The organism is Wolbachia endosymbiont (group B) of Chesias legatella (genome assembly GCF_964026945.1).
Classification (GTDB): domain Bacteria; phylum Pseudomonadota; class Alphaproteobacteria; order Rickettsiales; family Anaplasmataceae; genus Wolbachia.
Genome location: NZ_OZ034711.1, coordinates 1,430,548 through 1,452,091, shown reverse-complemented (window position 1 = coordinate 1,452,091; position 21,544 = coordinate 1,430,548). Strand labels below are relative to the sequence as shown.

Below are 21,544 nucleotides of genomic sequence, written 5' to 3'. Positions count from 1 at the left end.
TCTCTACTTGAACATAGACATATATTTTAATTTAAATATTATAGATTAATCAATAGAAATTTGCACTATTTGCTTAACCTTTGCTATACAGTTAAGAAGAAACAGAGTTTTCAATTTCGGAAATACTATCTTCAGTGGAATCGGGATCCTCAATTTTTGCTACTGACACCACCTTTTCTCTACTCTCTGTTTTAAACAGAGTGACTCCTTGAGTGCTACGTCCTGCAATTCTGATATCATTTACTGAAATACGAATTAACTTTCCTTTATCTGTAATAAGCATGATATTATCACCCTGTTCAACTGGAAAGCTAGCAACAACATTACCTTTTCTGTCGGTAGTAAGGATATTTGTAATACCAACACCACCTCTATTTGTTACCCTATACTCGTACGCAGAAGTTCTTTTACCAAAGCCATTTTCAGTAATAGTTAATATGAACTCCTCATTCATTGCAAGTTTTAAGAACAGTTTGTTATCTATTCCTAAATCATTCAAAGTCTTTTCCAATTTAGAATCAATGGAGTTATTAATTGCAGTCCCCAGTCTTTTTGCAAGTGGAACTTTTAAGTAAAGTTCTTTTGTTTCTGTTGCTACACCTATCCCATTTAATATGGTCATAGATATCACGCTGTCATTCTTTGCAAGTTTGATACCTCTTACGCCATCTGAATTGCGACTTTTAAATTGACGCACATCACTTACAACAAATCTGATACTTTTGCCGAATCTTGTTGAAAGAAAAACATGATCAATTTCATTGCATACTTTAACTGATATTAACTTATCTCCTTCATCGAGCTTGATTGCTATTTTTCCATTGCTTGGAATATAGTGAAAATCCGCTAAAGAGTTGCGCCTTATGTTCCCATGAGCAGTAGCAAAAACTATGTTTTGATTTTCGTCATTTTCACTTGGTAATGGCATTATATTAGTTATAGTTTCACCATCGCTAAGCGGGAATATATTAACAAGTGCTCTTCCACGTGCAGTTGGCTCTGCAAGAGGTAACTTATAAACTTTTAATCTATAAACTCGGCCAATATTAGAAAAGAATAAAAGGCTAGTGTGGGTATTCCCAACAAATAATTTTGTGGTTACATCCTCTTCTTTTAATCCTTGTCCTAGCTTTCCTTTTCCACCACGACGCTGAGTTCTATAATGAGAAAGCTTCACACGCTTGATATAACCATTCATAGTTACGGTTATCACCATATCCTCTTGTGGAATTAGATCTTCAGCTTCAATGTCCGTATCTGATTCCTCTATTGAAGTTTTTCGCGGCACAGCAAATCTGTTCTTTATTTCTTGTAGATTGTTTTTTATTTCTTTCATCAACTTCTCTCCTGAGCCAAGAAAAGCGATATATTCTTTTATCAGGTTGATCATTGAACTTAGCTCAGCTTCTAATTTGTCTTTTTCAAGGCCTGTTAAACGTTGCAATTTCATGTCAAGAATAGCTTTCGTTTGCAGCTCAGTTAATCTATACACTCCGTCTTTCAAAAAGCTCATGCTGTCTGAGATTAATCCAATAATTGTGTTTATCTCAGCTGAAGTTTTCCATTCTTTATTTAAAAGTTCTCTACTTGCTTCCGCAGGATCTTTTGCACCACGGATGATTTTTATCACTTCATCTATGCTCAAGACCGCAATGTAGAGCCCTATATATATATGAGCTTTTTCCCTCGTTTTTCTTAGACGAAATTCTGTTCTCCTGATTAATACTTCTTTTCTAAAATCAACAAAAGCAGCTATGATTTCTTTTAATGACATCAAAGCAGGCCTGTTATTGTTGAGGACTAGAGTGTTAACGCTAAAACTACTTCTTAGTGGAGTTAGTCCTAATATTTGATTAAGTATAAAACTTGCTTCAGCATTTCTTCTGAGGTCAATTACTACCCTAATACCAGACTTATCAGACTCATCCCTAATTTCTGTTATGCCATCAATTCTTTTTTCTTTTACAAGCTCACCTATCTTCTCAATTAATTTTACTTTATTTACCTGGTAAGGTATTTCATCAATCACTATTGCTTGCCTATCTTGTGGCAGGTCTTCTATGTGAGTCTTGCCTTGCACAACAATTGAGCCACGACCAGTTGCAAATGCTGATCTTATTCCAGACCTTCCAAGAATCATTCCCCCAGTTGGGAAATCCGGCCCTGGCATCACTTCAAGTAACTCATCCAAAGTAACTTCAGGATTATCTATATATAACATACAAGCATCTATTATTTCTCCAAGGTTGTGAGAAGGAATATTGGTTGCCATACCAACTGCAACACCGCTTGCACCATTTACCAATAGATTCGGAAATTCTGCAGGTAGTACAACAGGCTCTGTTTCATTTCCATCATAGTTTGGCCTAAAATCAACTGTATCTTCGTCAATATCATTTAGTAAAAAATGCGACACTCTGTGGAGCCTTGCTTCTGTATATCGCATTGAAGCTGGCGGATCTCCATCTATCGAACCAAAGTTACCTTGCCCATCAATCAGTGGTAAAAGAAGAGAAAAATCTTGAGCCATCCTGACCAAGGAGTCATAGATAGCCATGTCACCATGTGGGTGATATTTTCCCATTACATCCCCGACTATACGAGCTGCTTTTTTATACGGTTTACCGGCATCGAACCCAGCCCTCGACATTGCGTATAATATGCGCCTATGAACAGGTTTAAATCCATCTCGCACATCAGGTATAGCTCGACTTATGATCACACTCATTGCGTAGGAGAGATAAGAATCCTCTAGCTCTTTCACTATTGAAACTGGTACTATGTTGTCTTGCATTTTCTATACTTTGATTGAAATAATTGTAATATTAATATTCAACTAGGCTAATGGGCAATGACAGACTTGAACTGCCGACCTCCTCGGTGTAAACGAGATGCTCTACCAGCTGAGCTAATTGCCCCTCTAGATATAATTCTATAGTTCAATGTTGTTGTTGTAAACAAAAATAGCGATACAAGCAACTCTTATGGAATCGCTGAGTGCGCACTATGGAGTTGTATAAATTTTAGCCTTGCTGCTACCTTGTATAAAGGTATTCTTTCACTTGCATTTTTTGACATGTTCAACAACTTTGAATAACATGCTGTGGCATTTTTAAAATCTGAGAGCTTGTCTAGAATAACAGCTAAATTATAGGTATAAAAAATATTGTTTTGATCTAAAGAAATTGCTGCTTTCATATATTCTTTAGCTTTTACGTAATCCCCTTTTTTCATATAGATCAAACCTAAATTTGCTGATAAAGGGGCGCTATTTCTGAGTGTATCATACAATTTCAACATTTCACTCAATGCTAAATTAGGATCATATTGTGAGATTATCGTCAGAAAATTCTTTAATACATAAGGGTTGCTAGGATATTCTTTTAACAGTCTTGTGTAAATCTCTACAGCTTTTTTAAATTCTTTGTTAGCGTAATAGATATTCCCTAGTCCAATTAAAGCACTTTCATGATAAGGAAATCTTGCGATAATCTGATTGAGGAGAGAAGTAGCTGTTTCACTATCTCCTAACTCAAAGGAATCTTTTGCTTTTTTTAAAATAGAGTATATGTCAAAATTCTTGCCAGAATTCTGCGAAATTTTGATATTAAATTTGTCACTTTTTCTCTCGAGAACATCAAGATCTTTATATTTTTTATCAGCTTTTATATGCTTGACAACACTATCAAAGACCTTCTGTATCTCCAAATTTTCACTAGCATAGGTAACAGAAGACCTCCATAAAATCACAACGCAAATTAACATGCAGACAACCATAGATCCTAGTGTTGTGGCATTGGCTGCAGCGCGTAACCAGTAAATCTTATTTCTTTGAACTATACGCAACACATTACAAATTCATAAATGCTAAATTACTTATCTAATATAATAATAAAGATATTATTAATTGGCAGATACTATTTAGAATGAGTTAAAAGAGCACTTCTACACATTCCATATGGTTGCCAATTACACTCCTCACATGCGTAGTCAAATTTCTCTAAAGACATTTTCTTTCTAATTCTTTTTACTGCTTTACTCCAGGTCAAAATCTCGCCAATTTTTATTCCTAAAATTTCCATATGCCTTCTATCTAGCTCTAAAACTTTAGCTTGTGTGGTACATTTACCTTGTTTAGTCTGGTTTGGGCAAACACTACAAATAGTGTCAAGATTATCAACTACTTCGATTTTAGTATTAGGATCACTAATTACTTTACTTGCTATCTTTTTGTAATTTTCTACAAAGCTCTGAGAATATCCATACCCTTGAAATGCAAGAGTGCACATAAAATGATGAGGACGAAACCTTATCACTTTTTCAAATACTGCAAAGCTGCTACAAGTAGAAAAATTTTTACCAAACCAGGAAGGATGAATGGTAAAACACCTACCATTATTGCTTGTTTCAGACCCACGTAAATAGTAAGCCAACTAATACCACAAATAAAGATTACGACTGTACCCGCCAGACAACTTAAAGAATTACACATAAATGATTTATATTTAGAGTTCAGTAATTCATTTACTCTGCTCATTACTAAAACAGCAACTAAACAGCCAATCAAATATCCACCTGTTGGCCCGAGAAAAATGTGATGACCACCAGAAAAATTCGCAAAAACAGGAAATCCTGCTGCACCAAGTGATAGATATGTAAGCACAGAATAGAATGCTGTTCTGCGGTTAAATTTAAGCCCAACAAGCATTAATCCTAAAGTTTGCAATGTGATAGGCACAGGCTGCAATGGTATGCTTATTTGAGCCATCAAGAATAAAAGTAAAACACAAGACAATATTTCAGCCAGTGTTGACCTACTGCTTGATTGTGTTATAAACATATCTTCCCAATAAAAATAACTTACTAAATGTAATATATGTGTATAAGAGGTTTTGCAATTTAAATTTTGCTTATATTGCGCTACAATGAATTATTTATGCACTATTTAAAAATGATGAGTAAACAAGATCTATTATCGTTGATGAAAGAAAGACACAGCGGACGTTCATACGATCCTACAAGAGCAATATTTCAGAAAGAAATGGATATTTTAATAGAAGCTGTAAGGCTAACACCCTCGTGTTTTGGTGATGAACCTTGGCGATATGTGATATGCAACAAACAGAACAATCAAAGCGCATGGAAAAAATTGCTCGGTTGCCTTGATGAATCTAATCAAAAGTGGGCAAAAGATGCACAAATACTAATTATATCTCTAAGCGCTAAGAACTTCCGTAAACAAGGTAAAGGAGAAAATCTTTGGGCTAAACATGATACTGGTGCAGCAAACTATGCACTTATGCTGCAGGCTGCAGCTATGAACTTCATGGCTCATCAAATGGGTGGATTTGATAGAGATAAAATAGTTAAGAGATTCAATATACCTGATGATTTTAATGTAATGTCAGTGATAGCAGTTGGTTACGAAAAAGAGGGTGCTGAAGTCAAAGAAAAACAAAGAAGATCAATAAAAGAAATATTCTTTTATGACGAATGGCCAGCGAGCTGACTTGACCATTCTTCTCTTAATATCTTAAAAATTGAATTATTTGGCAAATAATTTTTTTTCATCCTACCCTCTTCAATTGCTTGCCAGTCTTTCCATGAAAGCTTCTCGTTTCCAAGTTCATAGTCCATACCATCCCATATATCTTCTCGAAAGCCATAAACAGCAAAATGCCAATTATATTCATTAAAAATAGAAGTAAGATCTCGAAAATAGTGCTCTAATCCTTTTGAGCAGCGGTGCCCGCCAAACTCTCCAGCAAGGATCTTATAATCTGGTATATTATACCTCTTTTGGAAAATTTTTACAGGTTCTATATATGATTTTAACTTATCTTTATTCCAATACTCTACTTTTTTTGCATCAAAAGATTGAACATGTCCAGGGTAGGCGAAGTTACCTTGGTTTAATTTTAAGTTTGTATAAGCAAAGGGCTCATATATATGAAATGAATAAAGAACATTTTTATCACTAACTGGTTCAAATTTGTTAAAAGTATTAGAGTCAGCATAACTGCTGCTATCAAGTATTATTGGGGTCTCTGAGTCAACTTGGCGGATACTGTTTACCACGCTGCTATAAAAGCCAAATAGATTCTTCTGAACTTTGCTTTGTTCTACTTTATAAATAGCCGAGTCTGCAGTATTATAAAGCCTTTCTGGATGTGGTTCATTTAAGATATTATATCCAACAATAGCAGGATGATCTTTAAGCTCTTTCGCAAGATCTTGCCAAAATTTTGCTGCTTGTTTTTGAAAAGCTTGATCTGACCATAAACGTAAATCATCTTTATCGTTATTATTTTGCTTCCATCTAGATCCAGGTAAGCTAAGCATCGTTAACACTACTGGTATTTTTTGTTGATGAAAAGCATCTAAAACATCTTTCAGAACTTTCAGGTCTTTGGAAATCAGGCCCGGATAATTGTCTGCATTGCCTAAGAGGAAGTCACGTTGCGTAGTTTCAAATTTGTCAGGAGCAAGACGAATAAAACCAATTTTGTATTCCTTTGCTGCTTTGATTAAGTCACTATCAACTTTTCTATTGAAAACATTTGCTCCCTTTCTGACTCCAGTTTGCCAAAAGAGCATTTTGCTGTTCTCCGGTATTGACTTAGCACTCACATTACAGAAAACTATAGAATACAAAACAGCTGTAATTAGAAGAAAAATTTTCACTTATATAATTTTGCTATAATGGTAAGTAACCTAACAGACAAGATCCCGTTTGTAAAGATGCATGGTACTGGCAATAGTTTTGTTATCATAGACTCACGTTCAGCAAATAATTTAGACTGGAATTATAGACAAATTGCTGATCAAGGCAGTTGTGATCAAGTGATAATTATAACAATGTCTAATGCTGCAAACTGCTTTATGCATATCTACAATGCTGACGGTAGTCGAGCTGAAATGTGTGGAAACGCAGCACGCTGTGTTGGATATTTGATAATGTTAGAAAAAGGTACTGAATATATCACTATTGAGCTGATAAATAATCGTATCTTAGAATGTTTTAAAGTAGGTGATAAATCAATAAAGGTCAATATGGGTAAACCACTGCTTAAATGGAATGAAATTCCTCTTTCTTGTGAATGCGATCCCCTTTATCTACCTATAGAGCTTGAAATGCTGAAAGAGCCAGTTGCAGTAAATATTGGTAACCCTCATATAGTTTTTTTTGTTGATAACATAAGCGAAATACCATTGCAGAATTTAGGACCAAAGCTAGAAAATCACGAATTATTTCCTCAGAAAACAAATGTTAGTATTGCACAAATAGAAAAATCTGGAGAAATAAACTTAAGAGTTTGGGAAAGAGGAACAGGTATTACTGCTTCATGTGGTAGTGCGGCTTGTGCAGCATTTGTTGCATCTATACTTCGTAAGTGTTTGGCTACTAAACAAACTTCAGTACATTTACCAGGAGGTCATTTACTGATTGAGTGGTCAAAAAATATACTGATGACTGGGGATATAGGGTTTTTATGACCTAGGCTAGGCACTGACTCATTACTTCCAGAACTTTTTTACCAATCACCGCAGGAGTTTCTGCAATTGCAATCCCAGCACTGCGCATAACCTCTAACTTTGCACCAGCACTTCCACCGCTGGAAGAGATGATTGCTCCAGCGTGTCCCATACGTCTTCCTGGAGGTGCCGTTTGGCCTGCTACAAAACCAACGATTGGCTTTTTAGTTTTTTCTGTTTTCACAAAATGTGATACATCTTCTTCTTCGTTTCCACCTATTTCACCAATAACTACAATACCATGAGTATCGTCATCTTTTAAAAAGAGCTCCATACAGTCAACAAATGTCATACCATGAACTGGATCCCCCCCAATTCCGATACATGTGGATTGACCAAGACCAACAGCAGTTGTTTGTGCTACTGCTTCATAAGTTAAAGTTCCAGAGCGAGACATAATTCCTATATGTCCACGTCTGTGAATATGTCCTGGCATAATTCCTATTTTGCATTCTTCAGGTGTAATAACCCCTGGACAGTTTGGGCCAATCAATCGACTGTTTGAACCAGCGAGAGCGTGCTTTACCTTTACCATGTCAAGTATAGGAATGCCCTCTGTGATGCAAACTATTAATTCTATCTCTGCATCTATTGCCTCAAGTATTGCATCAGCTGCAAATTTAGCAGGTACATATATCACAGTAGCATTCACATCAGTTTTTTCTTTAGCTTCTGCTACGGTATTAAAAACTGGTAAATTAAGGTGAGTGCTTCCACCCTTGCTAGGAGTTACACCGCCAACCATTTTGGTTCCATAGCTAATTGCTTGTTCTGAATGAAATGTACCTTGTGCACCAGTAAAGCCCTGGCATATTAATCTTGTATCTTTATTTACTAAAACAGACATACTCTACTTCACCTCTTGTACTATTTTCTGTGCAGCCTCGTCAAGTTCGTCTGCAGCAATAATATTTAGCCCTGACTCTTCTAAAATTCTTTTTCCTTCTTTAAAGTTAGTGCCTGATAATCTAACCACTAAAGGGACCTTAATATCTATTTCTTTTGCAGCTTCAACTATTCCATTTGCAATGATATCACAACGCATTATACCGCCAAATATATTAACCAAAATTCCTTGTACATTACTATCAGATAATATAATTTTAAATGCTTCAGTGACAGTTTCCTTACTTGCTCCACCACCAACATCTAGAAAGTTAGCAGGCTCTGCTCCATAGTACTTTATTATATCCATTGTTGCCATAGCAAGACCTGCACCGTTCACCATGCAACCAATATTGCCATCCATTTTGATGTAACTAAGTCCATGTTTTGAAGCTTCTATCTCTTCTTTAACTTCTTCATCATAATCACGAAGCTGCACGATTTCTGGATGACGATATAAAGCGTTGTCATCAAAATTAATTTTAGCATCAAGTGCAACAAAATCCCCGGAATTTGTTTCAACTAGTGGGTTAATTTCTATTTGGCTTGCATCAGTTGTAATAAACGCATCATATATATTTTTTGCAATATTTGTTATTCTTTCTATTTGTTCTGAATTCAAATTAAAATTATTGGCAAGTTTACTGTTATCAAGATTTGTAAAACCAGTAGCAGGGTCAATATCAAATTTCACAATTTTTGTAGGAGAATTTTTTGCCACTTCTTCAATATCCATTCCACCTTCTGAGGAAAATATAAATACTAACCTACTGAGCTTTGGATCAACTACTAGACTCAAATAGTACTCTTTTTTAATGCTTGAACCTTCCTCAATGTATACTCTTCTTACCTGCTGTCCACTAGGCCCTGTTTGATGAGTAACTAAAGTTATGCCAAGCATGTCCTTTACAAGTTGTTGAGCTTCTTTAGTTGACTTTGCTAGCTTTACGCCACCAGCCTTACCCCTACCACCTGCATGAATCTGAGCTTTAACCACAAACACGTCAGATTTTAGTTGATTTATTTGAATTTCTACTCCTTCTGCAGATGTAGCAACAAAACCCTTTGGTACCGGGACATTAAACTTGTGTAAAATTTCCTTTGCTTGATATTCATGAATATTCATAAGATAACTAATTATTAACCTTAGTAAAAACTACCAACCATAACGCTGTCTTCTGCATTCTTGCTGATACCTCTTTTTCCTTGCTTCAGCTTTTTTTTTAGCTGTTTTCTCTGATTTCTTTTCGTGATATTTTTTTTTCATTTTGAGCCCTCTTCCTTCCTTTTGAATTATTTTTCTCAACACTGGAAGAGCTCTATCTACATCACCATAATGGACTGATACTTCAATCAAACTCTATACCTCCTTCGGTAATCACTTCAAAATCCATTTATAAATTAGAAAATTAACATTGTCAATTATTTTATAAACTTGAGCGATAGAATATGATATGCAGTGATTTATATGAAAAAAGCTTCATTCTGCTGTCAATCATTTACTTGCTGATAAAAATTGCTTTTAGGTTACAGTGCTCTTGTAATTTTTCTAATCTCGGGGCGGAGAGATTTGAACTCCCGACCCTTTGGTCCCAAACCAAATGCGCTACCAGGCTGCGCTACGCCCCGACTTCTTTACTAAGAGTATCGATAGTTCGGAAAAATGCAAGTTTCATTTATTTCTTTTAGGAAAAATATAATGCAGATTTCTTTATATAGAGTGTCAAGTTGCACTAGCCATATTAAAAAATCTAGCTATACCAATTGGTGAAGGTTAATGCAGCAACTACAGCAGTATCAACTCTCAAAATTCTTTTTCCTAGACTCAGTTTCTGACAAAATTTATTGGCAGAATCAAGTTCGTAAGATGAAAAACCACCTTCGGGGCCAACAATAATAGCAACGTTTTTCTTGCCTTTTAGAACTTTATTAGGAGGTTGTCCTTCACCTGTTTCATCACACAAAACAAAATTTTTATTCTGGGAATCGGATAATTCACAAAAATTAATAGGAAGAAAAATCTGTGGTATACTTGTCCTACCGGATTGTTCCGCAGCTTCAATTGCCTGTAATTTCGCTCTACTTAGGTTAATGTTTTTTACTACTGTACGTTCTGTTGAAATAAATTGAATGCAGGTTACTCCCATTTCAGTTGCTTGTCTTACTATGTTGCTTAAGGCGCCGCTTTTTACCAGAGCACAATACAAATATAGATTTTTTTCATGTTGTTGTTGTTTAGTGCGTTCTTTTATTATAATTTTTGTCGATTTACTTGATATATTCACTACTTCTCCTAACCATTCTCCATCCTTTCCATTAAAAAGATAGATGTTATCATGCTTCTTAAGCCGCATTACATTGTAAATATAGTGACTTTGTCGTGGATGAAGAGCCAAACTTACATTTTGTGATAAAGCTTCTTCAACATAAAGCCTAATTTTTTTCATTCAAAACTTTAGTTATTTGCATTCTGTTTGAGTGACTCTTACGGGATTTGAACCCGTGTTACCACCGTGAAAGGGTGGTGTCCTAACCACTAGACGAAAGAGTCGACTTGAATCTAACTGAGTTATATCGATTATACATATAAAGTCAATTCAATTATTTTGAATCACACAGTTAGAGTGATATATCAGTGATTTTATATCGACAGCCTCCTATTACCCCATGTTCAATGCTTACTGAACCTATCTCAGATTTAGGAGCTTTAGATCCTAAATCTAATTTTTGTTCAACTTTTGTATCTGAATCATAGCCAGAATCGTATCCAGAATCTCTACGCTCAAAATTTTGCCTTATTTCTTTTACGTTAAAGCCAGCCTTGGTCTTGATTTGCTGACTCGCTGGCTTATTAGCACTTTGCTCATTTAGTTTTACTTGCAAATTATTCACTTTATCCTGCACTAATCCATGATAAGTCCCAGAATTATCTTTTATATGTTTTGCTTGTCTTTCTGATCTCTTTTTCGATAAATCTACTTTAGCATAAATAGGCTCTGGTTGCTCTTTATGATTTAAGCTAGTGGGCTTTTTTTGCTCTGAGAAATCATCTACATCTTCATAAATAGGTTCTCCTGATATACTAGAATAACCACTATCTTTCAATGATAAATTTTCAGTAGATCTTTTATGCAAATCATATACTTCAGCATAAATGGATTCTTCCGATACGCTCAACTCTTCTAATGAGTTACTAACCTTAGCGTCATATACCTCATCATAAATGGGCTCTTTTAAAAGTAAAATATCATCATGCTCAAAAATTCTAGGAGGTTTTTTAGGTGAGTTGGCCTTAAATTTTAGCTCTACTTCCTCTTTAAGCTTGTCACAACTTTCCGTTTGTTTCAAAATCTCCAATATTTCTTTTCTTTCTTTTTTTATTAGCTCACCAAGCACTAAACAACATTTTTCTTTACGATCTTTGAGACTGTCCTTATCTCCGTACTGCATAGCTTCTGATGCTATTTTGTATTGAAGGATTACATTTCCTATACTATTATTTATTTCATTAATATTTGCTCCAGCACTAATAAGTAACGTCATTACATTATGATCAAGATTTGTTACTGCATACTCTAAAGCTCGATTTAAAGTTTGATCATTATTCAAGTCAAATGACCCCTTGTTCCTAAAAGGATTAATTCTAGAAAAGAGTTTTTCAAAGCTGTTTACTATATTATGAAGACTTAAAGCTAGCCTCACGCCTCTTATATTGCTATTTCTAGCGGATTTAATTAAAAAACTATCTACTATACCCATGATTGTACCCCTCTATATAAAAGCTCACCATTGTGGTACAATTTTAAACTATAACGATTTATTTTATATTAATAACCGCTTTTCACACCCACTTAACAAGAGGCGGCATCGACATCATAATTGCATCGGGGTTACCATTAGTCATTAAACCAAACCTTGTACCACGATCATAAAGAAGATTGAACTCCACATATCTGCCACGTTTTATCAATTGTTCTTCTCGTTGTTCTTTTGTCCAAGATTTTTGCATATGTTTGTGTATGATGTGTAAGTAAATTTCTAAAAAGGCTTCACCTACTGCTTTTGTGAACTCAAAATTATTTTTCCAATTGCCAGAAGTTAGATTGTCATAAAAAATTCCACCAATACCACGTGGCTCTTTTCTATGTTGTAAAAAAAAGTAATCATCACATTGCTTTTTAAATTTCGGATAATATTCGATGTTGAACTCATCGCAAGTTGCTTTAATTGATTCGTGAATATACTTGCAATCTCCCTCATCTTTATAAATTGGAGTAAAGTCCATTCCTCCACCAAACCATTGTTTTGAGGTATATATCAGCCTTGTGTTCATATGTGCTGCAGGGATAAGGGGAGATTGCATGTGAGAAACTAAAGATATACCGCTTGCCCAAAACTCTCCATTGCTTTCACTTGCACCAGGAATTTCATTAATGGCTGAGTCTGCGAGCTTTCCGTATACTCTTGAAACGTTTACTCCAACTTTTTCAAAAATATTACCAAAGATAATTGTAGATTCACCACTTCCTCCACCTGGTCGGTTCCACTTTCTTTTTTCGATTTTTGGTTCTGTGAATGACTGTACCTCAATTGATAAGAAAGATTCGGTGATCTTGTTTCTCAGTGCGCAGAACCATTCAAATGCTTGTGTCTTTTGTTTTTCCATAATGCCTTCTGTTGGCTTGTTAATATTATTGTACTCTATATTTATAGGACTTAATTAGATTGGGATAGTAACTACCCATCAAAGATGTTAATAAATCTATAATAATTAAATCAATATAGTAGAATATTTTTATATGTGCAAGGATGCCAAGCAATAATAATGAGTAAAAGATACATAGATAACAAAAAAGAGAACAGAGTTGACTTCATACTAAGAAATTATGGGATGTCAATTGTTGTGATGGCAGTCATTATGTTCTTACCTCCAATAGCAATATCAGTACTCTATTTTTCTAATGTATATAGTCAGCATGTTAATATAGGGATTAATTTATTAATTAGTACTCTAATGACTCTCTTTGTGGTATATAATATAAAACGTTACAAGTATCTACTTAATATCATAGAGTTTCAAAATGCAATATTTGCAAACGCGCTGAATCATAATACAGAGTTTTGTCTCATTTTACATAAAGATGAGGGTATTATTTATGCTGATGCGAGGTTCTATGAAAGGTTTAAAGATCACATAAACGATGATGTTACGCTAGATAAAATTCTTGAAGCAGGAGATGTTTCAGAAAAAGACAGAAAATCACTCTATCATGCGTTAAGAAATAACACTTCTGTAAAAGTATGCATTTCCTTAAGCAAGAAGAGTAGAATATCTAACTTTCTTTTGCTCTCTGAACCAATACCGGATAATCCACAAATTGCTATAAATAGCAATAAGACTTTAAATTTATCATTAGCCCCAATAGCAAGACCGAATGGGTATTTTGTACTGAAGGCAACACAGGTAAACAAAGAGCAGGTATATGAAGAGTTGATAGAGAAACACAATATAGCAACTTACGTTGCAAATACAAAAGGAGGTATCTTATCTGTAAATAAAAGATTTTTAGACATGTTTGAACTAAAAAAATTGGAAAAAGGTAGCTCAATCAATGATTTTATATCTCAATCGAAGTATGACGATACAATAACCAAAAATGAAATTATGTTTTTTACTATAAGCGGTGCTCCATTTAAGGCTTATATGAGTACTGCTACATTTTGTGATAAATACAATCATAGCTATATACACGGCTTTATAACACCAACTGAATCAAATATTGTTGATTATCAACTACACCCTTGTTTTACAAATTCGTCAATTGCTATTGCACAATGCGACATAAATGGCAATTTTATAAAGAAAAATATAGCATTAGTAAAACTTGCGGGGTCAAATAATGGTTCTATCTTTGCATTGATATCAGATGGTTATCATATGAAAGTGCGTGAATATTTTTCAAGTAATAGGATAAATAATGCGTCCTTTGATGTGCAGCTCAATGGCGGTAATAACATGAAAATATATTTTAATAAGTTTCTTCATAATAAAGTGATGTTCATACTTTGTTATTTTATTGATAATACTGAACGTAAAAAACTAGAGATAAAACTTGAGCATTATCAAAAGGTGCAAGCTATAGGGCAGTTAGCAGGTGGTATTGCACATGATTTCAATAATATATTAACCGGAATAATAGGATTTTGTGATTTGCTTTTACTCCAGCACTCAGCTAGCGATCCATCTTTTGGAGATATAATACAGATACAGCAAAATGCAAAACGTGGGTCAAATTTGGTAAGACAACTTCTTGCTTTTTCAAGAAGACAGACTTTGCAGCCAAAGATTATTAATGTAAATGGTACGATAGCTAATCTTTATGAAATGATCAAAAGATTAATAGGTGAAAATATAAAATTTAATATTTATTATGGTAGCGATTTGGGTGCTGTTAGGGCTGACCAAGGACAATTAGAGCAAGTGATGCTTAACTTAGCAGTTAATGCTGGTGCTGCTATGGAAAAGGGGGGAGAGTTAACTATACGAACCTTTAATCAAAAGGTTGATTCATTAAATTCTACACCTCAGGATATGTTTTCTCCAGATAAGGAAACGATTGAACATGGGAATTATGTTGTGATTGAAGTGATTGATACTGGATGTGGAATGACGAGTGATATAATTGAAAAGGCATTTGATCCATTTTTTTCTACCAAAGATATTACTTCTGGTACAGGTCTTGGTCTCTCTACTGTATATGGCATTATTAAACAAACCGAAGGATACATCTATGTTGCTAGCAAAGTGAATCATGGAACTAAATTTAGCATATTTTTGCCCATAGTTTACATATCGGATGAAAATGATAAAGAGGAAGATAGTCAAGAAATAGAGAAACCGGTAGAGATTAAAGGTAATGGTATAATTTTATTAATTGAAGATGAAGATTCAGTAAGGGAATTTACTGCTAAGGCTCTTACAAGAAAAGGATTTAATGTAATAGAAGCGAGTATAGGCAGCGAGGCACTAGAGATCATTAGAAAAAAAAATCAACACATAGATCTAATAATCACTGATGTAATCATGCCAGAGGTGAGTGGTCCAGAAATAGTTAAAGAAACATTGATACATAGGCCAAACATCAAAGTTATTTTTATTTCTGGGTATGCAGAGGATGCTTTTTTAAAGAGCGATGAAATCAATATAGAAGACTTCCATTTTTTACCCAAACCATTTACTCTGAATGAGTTAGGAAATAAGGTTCAAAGTGTGTTACACAAGACAAAAAAAGGCAGTTTACTTTGAGCATGATTGGCAACAAAAAAATTTTTCTAATGCAAAAATTTCTTGCATATATACAATAGAGTTATTTTATACATAAGATAAAAGGCGTGAGCAAGATCATTGCAATAGTAAATCAAAAGGGTGGAGTTGGTAAAACCACAACTAGTATAAATTTATCGACAGCCTTTGCTGCTGTGGGAAAAAGTACTTTATTGGTAGATCTTGATCCCCAAGGGAATGCTAGTACAGGGCTCGGGGTTTCTTATCGTAGTAGAGAAGAAAAAAATATATACAAAATACTGCTGAGCAACGAAAGTGAATTGGTAGAGTCGGCAATTTTTCATATAAAGGAAATTCCAAATTTATCGTTAATTTCATCAGTGGTTGACTTATCAGCTGCAGAAATTGAGCTATCACAACTTGAGCAGGGAAAATTCGTACTAAAAGACACTCTAGAGAAAGTGCGTGATAATTATGAGTACATAATCATCGACTGCCCTCCATCACTTGGTCTGCTTACTATCAATGCTTTGACCGCTGCTAACTCTATTATTGTTCCTCTTCAGTGTGAATTTTTCGCTCTGGAAGGATTGAGCCATTTAGTTAAGACTGTAGAGCTGATAAAAAGAAATAACCTAAACCCTTTCTTGGCAATAGAAGGAATATTGCTCACAATGTATGACAGACGCAACAAACTTAGTGAGCAGATAAAAAATGATATTTGCCAGTATTTAAATGATAAAGTATATAAAACTATCATCCCATTGTATGAGACCATTATTCCACGTAACGTACGGTTATCAGAAGCGCCTTCTCATGGAAAACCCGCTATTGTATATGATTTTAAGTGTCCTGGTGCGCAAGCATATATAAGTTTGGCAAAAGAAATTTTAAAGAAACACATGAGCATCTGTAAAGAGAAAAAGCTGGTAAGTGAGGGTACGGCGTGAAGGATAATAGGCGCTTAGGTAGAGGTCTTGCCGGCCTCATAGGCGATAATTATGATAATAAGGAAGATAGGTTACCCGTTGCATTACTGCATCCGAGCAAATTTCAGCCGAGAAAATATTTTGATGAAGAGTCATTGAAAGGACTTGCAAGTTCGATAGAGAAAAATGGCATTATACAGCCTATTGTGGTGCGCAAAGATCCAAATGATGACGATTATGAAATAGTAGCAGGGGAACGTCGTTGGCGGGCAAGTAAAATTGCAAATCTTGATAGTGTGCCAGTCATCATAAAAGATTTAAATGACAAGGAATGCTTAGAAGTATCGATAATTGAGAACATACAGAGGCAAGACATTAATCCAATAGAAGAAGGTGAAGCGTATAGGAAACTAATAGATGAATTCTCCTATACACACGAAGAACTAGCTTCAACTTTAGGCAAAAGCCGCAGTCACATAACCAATATGACTCGAATGTTATCACTCCCTGATGGAGTGATAACAATGATCAACGAGAAAAAACTGTCTATGGGCCATGCAAGGGCATTGATTAATGTTGAAAATGCGGAAAGTCTTGCAGAAAGAATAGTTTCTCAGGGCCTGAGCGTTAGACAAACTGAAAAATTGATAAAAGACTTACAACAAAATAACGATCAAAAAGAGCATAAATATACTAAAAATCAAGATATGGCAGCACTAGAAGGGGCTATATCTTCTCAACTTGGTTTAAAGATCAAAATTAATGACAGTAATTCTAAGGGTAAAGTCATGATACGTTATAACAACTCAAATGAATTGGATTTTATATTGAAAATTTTGAATAGAAGACTTGAATCAGCTATTAATGTCGAAAGTAGCTCATAGAAATTTCTTGACAAACCTTCCCACTTTCCTTGCAATGGAAGTGAAATGGTGGATTTTGTCAAGTAAGTTATTTCGTTTCTACCTTCAATAAAAATTTGCACGCAATAGCACAGAAGCATACGTTGCTATTCCCTCATTTCTTCCAATAGAACCTAATTTTTCCGCTGTGGTTGCTTTGATATTTACGAATTCACCATTAATTTCTAATATTTTTGATATGAATTCCTTCATTCCTGCTTTGTAAGGCGATATTTTAGGCTCTTCACAAACTATAGTAATATCTAAATTAGACACGCTATATCCTTTTTCCTGTGCTTTTTTAGCAGCAAAGTCAAGAAAATGAGATGAATTGCAATCCTTCCATTTAGAGGAATTAGGAGGAAAATGTTCTCCTATATCGCCACATCCTAGTGCTCCGAGTATTGCATCAACGATTGCATGTATTGCAACATCACCATCGGAATGTGCCTCTATTGCCATATTATGCTCAATTTCCACACCGCAAATTTTTATAAAGCTCTTAGCATCATTTTGAATTTTAACAAATTTATGTATATCATAACCGGTTCCGACACGGAATTTTGGCTCTCCAAAGAGAAGTTTTGCCATATTGATATCCTCTTTTGTAGTTAACTTAAAATTCTTTTTCTCACCTTCAATAATCGCAACATGTTTTTTATGCTTCACCATTAGTGATGAATCATCAGTAAATTCTTTGACTGACTGATGGCACGATAATAATTCTCTGAAATTAAAAATTTGAGGGGTTTGTATGGCTCTAAGTTTTTCTCTTGAAATCGTAGATTCAACGAAATTATTACTCACCAACGATATAGTATCCTCGACTTCTATTGCTGGAACTACTCCTGTATATTGACCATTAATCATAGATTCAATCAAGTTATTTATTAGAATATTTGATACAAAAGGCCTACAAGCATCATGTATAATAACAAAATCTGGATTGATCTTTTGCAAACTCTCCAGTCCAAGTTTAACTGAACTCTGCCTGCTTTTTTCTCCACATACTGGACTCAGCAATTTAGTATCTATAGTTGATGACGTAACTTCTTTATAGAAATCTTTTTGACTTTCATTTACTACCACTCTTATGTAACTTATGTACTGATTAGCTAAGAATTTTCTAATTGTGTGAAATAAAACAGACTTACCTGCCAGTTTTATATACTGTTTAGGGATTTTGGCATTGCATCTACTGCCTACTCCTGCTGCAACTATTAATGCTGCTATCTTGTATTCCTCAAGTCTGTTAGTGTACATGCTTATCATTTTTGTTGTTAATACAAGTTATCTAGCATTTTAAAAAAGTTTGATCCAATTCTCAAAAAAGAATATTCTTTTACTAGGTGTAATATATGTTAGAGGGAAATAATGCACGTTGCTAAATATAATAAAGAAAATGAGATACATCTTATATTTTTTCATGGAATAGGTGATAATTATAAAAATGCGTCCAGGTATATACAAGATAGATCTACATATCTCCATAGGTCTAATTTCTACACTCATGCACATAAATACCCAATTGCATTTCAAAACTATATAACTTACGCAATAGCTAGTTTCTTATTTTTAGGAATATCCATATTATCACCCGCTCTGATATTATTTACCAACCCAATGACGTCTAGGACAGCGAATTCAGCAATATTAGCAGCTTTGATTTGCACTTTTTTGTCTATATCAATACTCATGATTCCATTTATAAATAAGAATAAAAGCTTATCTCAGTCTGCGATAAAAAAAATCAATGAATTAATGGACAAGGGTGTAAAACCTGAAAACATCATACTTTTCGGCCATTCCTTTGGAGGAGCAGTTGCATCAGAAGTATTAAAATATTTTACAGACAAAAATATTAAACTTGGAGGCGTTATTTTTACTAGCACTTTCAGCTCTTTTCATAATGCAATAAAGCATTTTCCAATTCCTCAAGCAAAAATTTTAAGTGTACTGCCCTCATGCTTATTGAAAAAGATGCTTAAGGTCCTAAATTTAGATTTTGATATAGTAAGCAATATACAAAAGCTACAAAATGATAATATACCAATAGTAGTCATTAATCATGAAAGAGACACCTTAATACCATATCCTGCACAATTGGCAAAGGCAGTAGATGATCTATTGTTAAATAGAAATTCGATTAAGATCGTTAATCTGAGAGGCTTTACAGATAACCCGCATAACGGAGTTTTATCTAGTTGGCAATTGAGTGAAAATTTGGCTGATCTCATGCCTAATAAAATAATGAATAGATAGTACTTACAAAAAACTTTATATTTTTCGGTAAATTAACTATTCTAAACACATGCAAAAACGTCATATAACTATTTGTTGTGTACTGCTTTTCATAATAGGGACATTATTTTTGATGCGTCCTATGATTGTTCCGTGTCTAATATCTGTTTTTGTTGCACATCTATTTAACCCGCTAGTAACCAAGTTTGAAAAATATAGAATACCACGTTCATGTTCTGTAGTTTTTATAATACTTACCTTATTGATAGCTTTTATATTAGTTATCACATTTGTTTTACCTATTATATATTTTCAAATTACTTTAATATTAAATTTCTTAGTGAATAAGATACCTTCATTAAAGCTTAAAGTGATTCCTTCTGTGCTAGAATTTCTTAATATAAAAACTGAAGATAGTTTATTTGATCACTTGTCTAAAAATCTAGTAGAAAATTATAGTGATTATATATCTTATTTTATAAATGCTCTTAGCATGGGCAGTAATCTTATAATTCAAGTGCTAAATTCAAGCTTTAATTTGATTTACATGGTATCATTAATAGCTATTACGCTTGTGGTGTTTTTTTATGTATTACGTGATTGGCCTGCAATTGTAGAAAAGGCTAATAAACTAATTCCCATTCTTTACAGAGAAAAAGCTGCAGGTTATTTTTCCAAAGTAGATTTCATTATATCTAATTACCTAAAGGGACAGTTAAACGTATGTATAGTCATGATGATCTTTTACTCCGTGGGCCTTAGCATAATTGGGCTGAAGCATTCTGTAGCTATTGGAATTTTATCAGGAACATTAACATTTATACCCTATATAGGGCCATTATTATACACTATTATCGGATTTTTGAGCGCCATTACTCAATTTAGTGGATGGTTTGAAAGTACTGCTGTCTTGCTATTATTTAGTGTTGGTCAATTAATAGACTCAAGCATATTAGTGCCTTTATTAATAGGAAAAAAAGTTCATATACATCCAACTATCATTATTTTAGGAGTTGTCATATGCACCTCATATTTTGGGTTTATAGGTATATTATTTTTTATTCCAATAATAGGAATGTTCAGTGTATTAGTAGAATATGCAGTCAATAAATATTTTGAAAGTGAGCTTTATAAAAATGGCTAATTAGTTCACGATAAAAAGAAAAAGGACCTCTGATACATTTGAGAGATGGTGCGACCTGAAAGTCTTCGGTCATATTGTTTAAAAGGAGAGGAATTCATTCAGAAAGAAACTGAAAGGATTCTAAAACTTATTAAACCAGATGTTTTGCCGTCTGAGTCTACGCATCAGTGCGAATCGGGCAACCGGTTGGTGCCAAGCGATGCGGACAATGAACCTCCTCTTGAAAAAGAAGATGCTCAATCGTGAGAGGGGCATAAACTGCAAGCATCATGTGGTTGGAGGGCTAGGCTAGTGGTATGGTGAACGTAAGTGAAGCTTTATAAGTACCGATACGATGAAAGAGCTAAAGATGCTGATAAGCTCTGACCAAAAGGTAATGTGGATAAGTTACATTTTTCATTTCTAGATGTACGCAAATAATAACTCCACCGGTATAGAGAAGCCACCTAACCCACTGTTGTATGACTGGAGAAACAGGGTAAGCCTGTATTTTCGCCTACATGGCAAGCAAACCGCAAGGAATGCTGATGGAAGTGCAGGTAAAGGAGAATGGAGAAAGCGAATGCCATTTTGTAACGAAATGGATAGAATTTGTAACATTAATTCGCGTGAAAACGAGCAG

Annotated in this window: 20 protein-coding genes and 3 tRNA genes; 8 read left to right on the top strand and 15 right to left on the bottom strand. The window is 34.4% G+C overall.

The window, feature by feature from the left end:
• Positions 1 to 91: 91 nt before the first annotated feature.
• The 5 genes from gyrA to AAGD65_RS06865 form a co-directional block, all read right to left on the bottom strand.
• Complete coding sequence (gene gyrA / locus AAGD65_RS06885; RefSeq protein ID WP_264682811.1) at positions 92 to 2,794, bottom strand: DNA topoisomerase (ATP-hydrolyzing) subunit A; 2,703 nt, start codon at positions 2,792 to 2,794, stop codon at positions 92 to 94.
• Between the two features lie 51 nt (positions 2,795 to 2,845).
• Positions 2,846 to 2,918, bottom strand: a tRNA-Val gene (locus AAGD65_RS06880).
• Between the two features lie 64 nt (positions 2,919 to 2,982).
• Positions 2,983 to 3,849, bottom strand: a complete 867-nt coding sequence (locus tag AAGD65_RS06875; protein ID WP_264682810.1) for a tetratricopeptide repeat protein — start codon at positions 3,847 to 3,849, stop codon at positions 2,983 to 2,985.
• Positions 3,850 to 3,917: 68 nt separating this feature from the next.
• On the bottom strand, positions 3,918 to 4,316 hold the full coding sequence (locus AAGD65_RS06870) for a DUF1284 domain-containing protein (protein WP_029237639.1): 399 nt from the start codon (positions 4,314 to 4,316) through the stop codon (positions 3,918 to 3,920).
• Positions 4,313 to 4,840, bottom strand: a complete 528-nt coding sequence (locus AAGD65_RS06865) for a biotin transporter BioY (protein ID WP_264682808.1) — start codon at positions 4,838 to 4,840, stop codon at positions 4,313 to 4,315. The genes AAGD65_RS06870 and AAGD65_RS06865 overlap by 4 nt, the downstream gene beginning before the upstream one ends.
• A 96-nt stretch (positions 4,841 to 4,936) precedes the next feature.
• Between AAGD65_RS06865 and AAGD65_RS06860 the strand changes: the two genes are divergently transcribed.
• Complete coding sequence (locus AAGD65_RS06860) at positions 4,937 to 5,509, top strand: nitroreductase family protein (RefSeq protein ID WP_341810930.1); 573 nt, start codon at positions 4,937 to 4,939, stop codon at positions 5,507 to 5,509.
• Here AAGD65_RS06860 and AAGD65_RS06855 read toward each other — a convergent pair.
• Complete coding sequence (locus AAGD65_RS06855) at positions 5,485 to 6,630, bottom strand: glycoside hydrolase family 5 protein (RefSeq protein ID WP_230609270.1); 1,146 nt, start codon at positions 6,628 to 6,630, stop codon at positions 5,485 to 5,487. The genes AAGD65_RS06860 and AAGD65_RS06855 overlap by 25 nt on opposite strands.
• 72 nt (positions 6,631 to 6,702) lie before the next feature.
• Here AAGD65_RS06855 and dapF point away from each other — a divergent pair, with 72 nt between their 5' ends.
• Positions 6,703 to 7,497, top strand: coding sequence for a diaminopimelate epimerase (gene dapF / locus AAGD65_RS06850; protein WP_012481958.1), 795 nt, complete (start codon positions 6,703 to 6,705; stop codon positions 7,495 to 7,497).
• A 1-nt stretch (position 7,498) separates the two neighbouring features.
• Here the strand turns inward: dapF and sucD are convergent, their stop codons facing one another.
• The 8 genes from sucD to hemF all read right to left on the bottom strand — a co-directional run bounded on the left by sucD (position 7,499) and on the right by hemF (position 13,087).
• A complete protein-coding gene (gene sucD, locus AAGD65_RS06845) occupies positions 7,499 to 8,383 on the bottom strand; it encodes a succinate--CoA ligase subunit alpha (RefSeq protein ID WP_264682805.1) in 885 nt (294 codons plus the stop codon).
• Positions 8,384 to 8,386: 3 nt separating this feature from the next.
• Entirely contained in the window at positions 8,387 to 9,547 is a 1,161-nt protein-coding gene (sucC, locus tag AAGD65_RS06840) for an ADP-forming succinate--CoA ligase subunit beta (protein ID WP_264682803.1), read from the bottom strand.
• A gap of 30 nt (positions 9,548 to 9,577) precedes the next feature.
• Entirely contained in the window at positions 9,578 to 9,778 is a 201-nt protein-coding gene (rpsU, locus tag AAGD65_RS06835) for a 30S ribosomal protein S21 (RefSeq protein ID WP_007302350.1), read from the bottom strand.
• A gap of 198 nt (positions 9,779 to 9,976) precedes the next feature.
• Positions 9,977 to 10,050 (bottom strand) — tRNA-Pro (locus tag AAGD65_RS06830).
• Between the two features lie 122 nt (positions 10,051 to 10,172).
• Entirely contained in the window at positions 10,173 to 10,868 is a 696-nt protein-coding gene (locus AAGD65_RS06825; protein ID WP_015588133.1) for a 16S rRNA (uracil(1498)-N(3))-methyltransferase, read from the bottom strand.
• 32 nt (positions 10,869 to 10,900) lie between these two features.
• Positions 10,901 to 10,972 (bottom strand) — tRNA-Glu (locus AAGD65_RS06820).
• Between the two features lie 68 nt (positions 10,973 to 11,040).
• Positions 11,041 to 12,180 (bottom strand): hypothetical protein, encoded by a 1,140-nt coding sequence (locus AAGD65_RS06815; protein WP_179949529.1) that lies wholly within the window; start codon positions 12,178 to 12,180, stop codon positions 11,041 to 11,043.
• Between the two features lie 82 nt (positions 12,181 to 12,262).
• Positions 12,263 to 13,087 (bottom strand): oxygen-dependent coproporphyrinogen oxidase, encoded by an 825-nt coding sequence (gene hemF / locus AAGD65_RS06810; protein WP_264682799.1) that lies wholly within the window; start codon positions 13,085 to 13,087, stop codon positions 12,263 to 12,265.
• Positions 13,088 to 13,246: 159 nt separating this feature from the next.
• Between hemF and AAGD65_RS06805 the strand changes: the two genes are divergently transcribed.
• From AAGD65_RS06805 to AAGD65_RS06795, 3 genes are all read left to right on the top strand, one after another.
• Positions 13,247 to 15,727, top strand: a complete 2,481-nt coding sequence (locus AAGD65_RS06805; protein WP_264682798.1) for a response regulator — start codon at positions 13,247 to 13,249, stop codon at positions 15,725 to 15,727.
• A gap of 86 nt (positions 15,728 to 15,813) precedes the next feature.
• Positions 15,814 to 16,656 (top strand): ParA family protein, encoded by an 843-nt coding sequence (locus AAGD65_RS06800; RefSeq protein ID WP_264682797.1) that lies wholly within the window; start codon positions 15,814 to 15,816, stop codon positions 16,654 to 16,656.
• Positions 16,653 to 17,519: a ParB/RepB/Spo0J family partition protein gene (locus AAGD65_RS06795; RefSeq protein ID WP_264682796.1), complete on the top strand. Its 867-nt coding sequence runs from the start codon at positions 16,653 to 16,655 to the stop codon at positions 17,517 to 17,519. Before AAGD65_RS06800 ends, AAGD65_RS06795 begins: the two co-directional genes overlap by 4 nt.
• A gap of 84 nt (positions 17,520 to 17,603) precedes the next feature.
• On the opposite strand, the gene ispD is transcribed toward AAGD65_RS06795, so the two are convergent.
• Positions 17,604 to 18,809: a 2-C-methyl-D-erythritol 4-phosphate cytidylyltransferase gene (ispD, locus tag AAGD65_RS06790; protein WP_264682795.1), complete on the bottom strand. Its 1,206-nt coding sequence runs from the start codon at positions 18,807 to 18,809 to the stop codon at positions 17,604 to 17,606.
• A 102-nt stretch (positions 18,810 to 18,911) separates the two neighbouring features.
• Here ispD and AAGD65_RS06785 point away from each other — a divergent pair, with 102 nt between their 5' ends.
• Genes AAGD65_RS06785 through AAGD65_RS06775 form a run of 3 tightly spaced genes read left to right on the top strand, consistent with a single transcriptional unit; the run spans position 18,912 to position 21,168 of the window.
• Positions 18,912 to 19,799: an alpha/beta hydrolase gene (locus AAGD65_RS06785; protein WP_264682794.1), complete on the top strand. Its 888-nt coding sequence runs from the start codon at positions 18,912 to 18,914 to the stop codon at positions 19,797 to 19,799.
• A gap of 49 nt (positions 19,800 to 19,848) precedes the next feature.
• Positions 19,849 to 20,922, top strand: a complete 1,074-nt coding sequence (locus AAGD65_RS06780; protein WP_264682792.1) for an AI-2E family transporter — start codon at positions 19,849 to 19,851, stop codon at positions 20,920 to 20,922.
• Between the two features lie 48 nt (positions 20,923 to 20,970).
• Positions 20,971 to 21,168 (top strand): hypothetical protein, encoded by a 198-nt coding sequence (locus tag AAGD65_RS06775; protein ID WP_230609272.1) that lies wholly within the window; start codon positions 20,971 to 20,973, stop codon positions 21,166 to 21,168.
• The last annotated feature ends 376 nt before the right edge of the window (positions 21,169 to 21,544 follow it).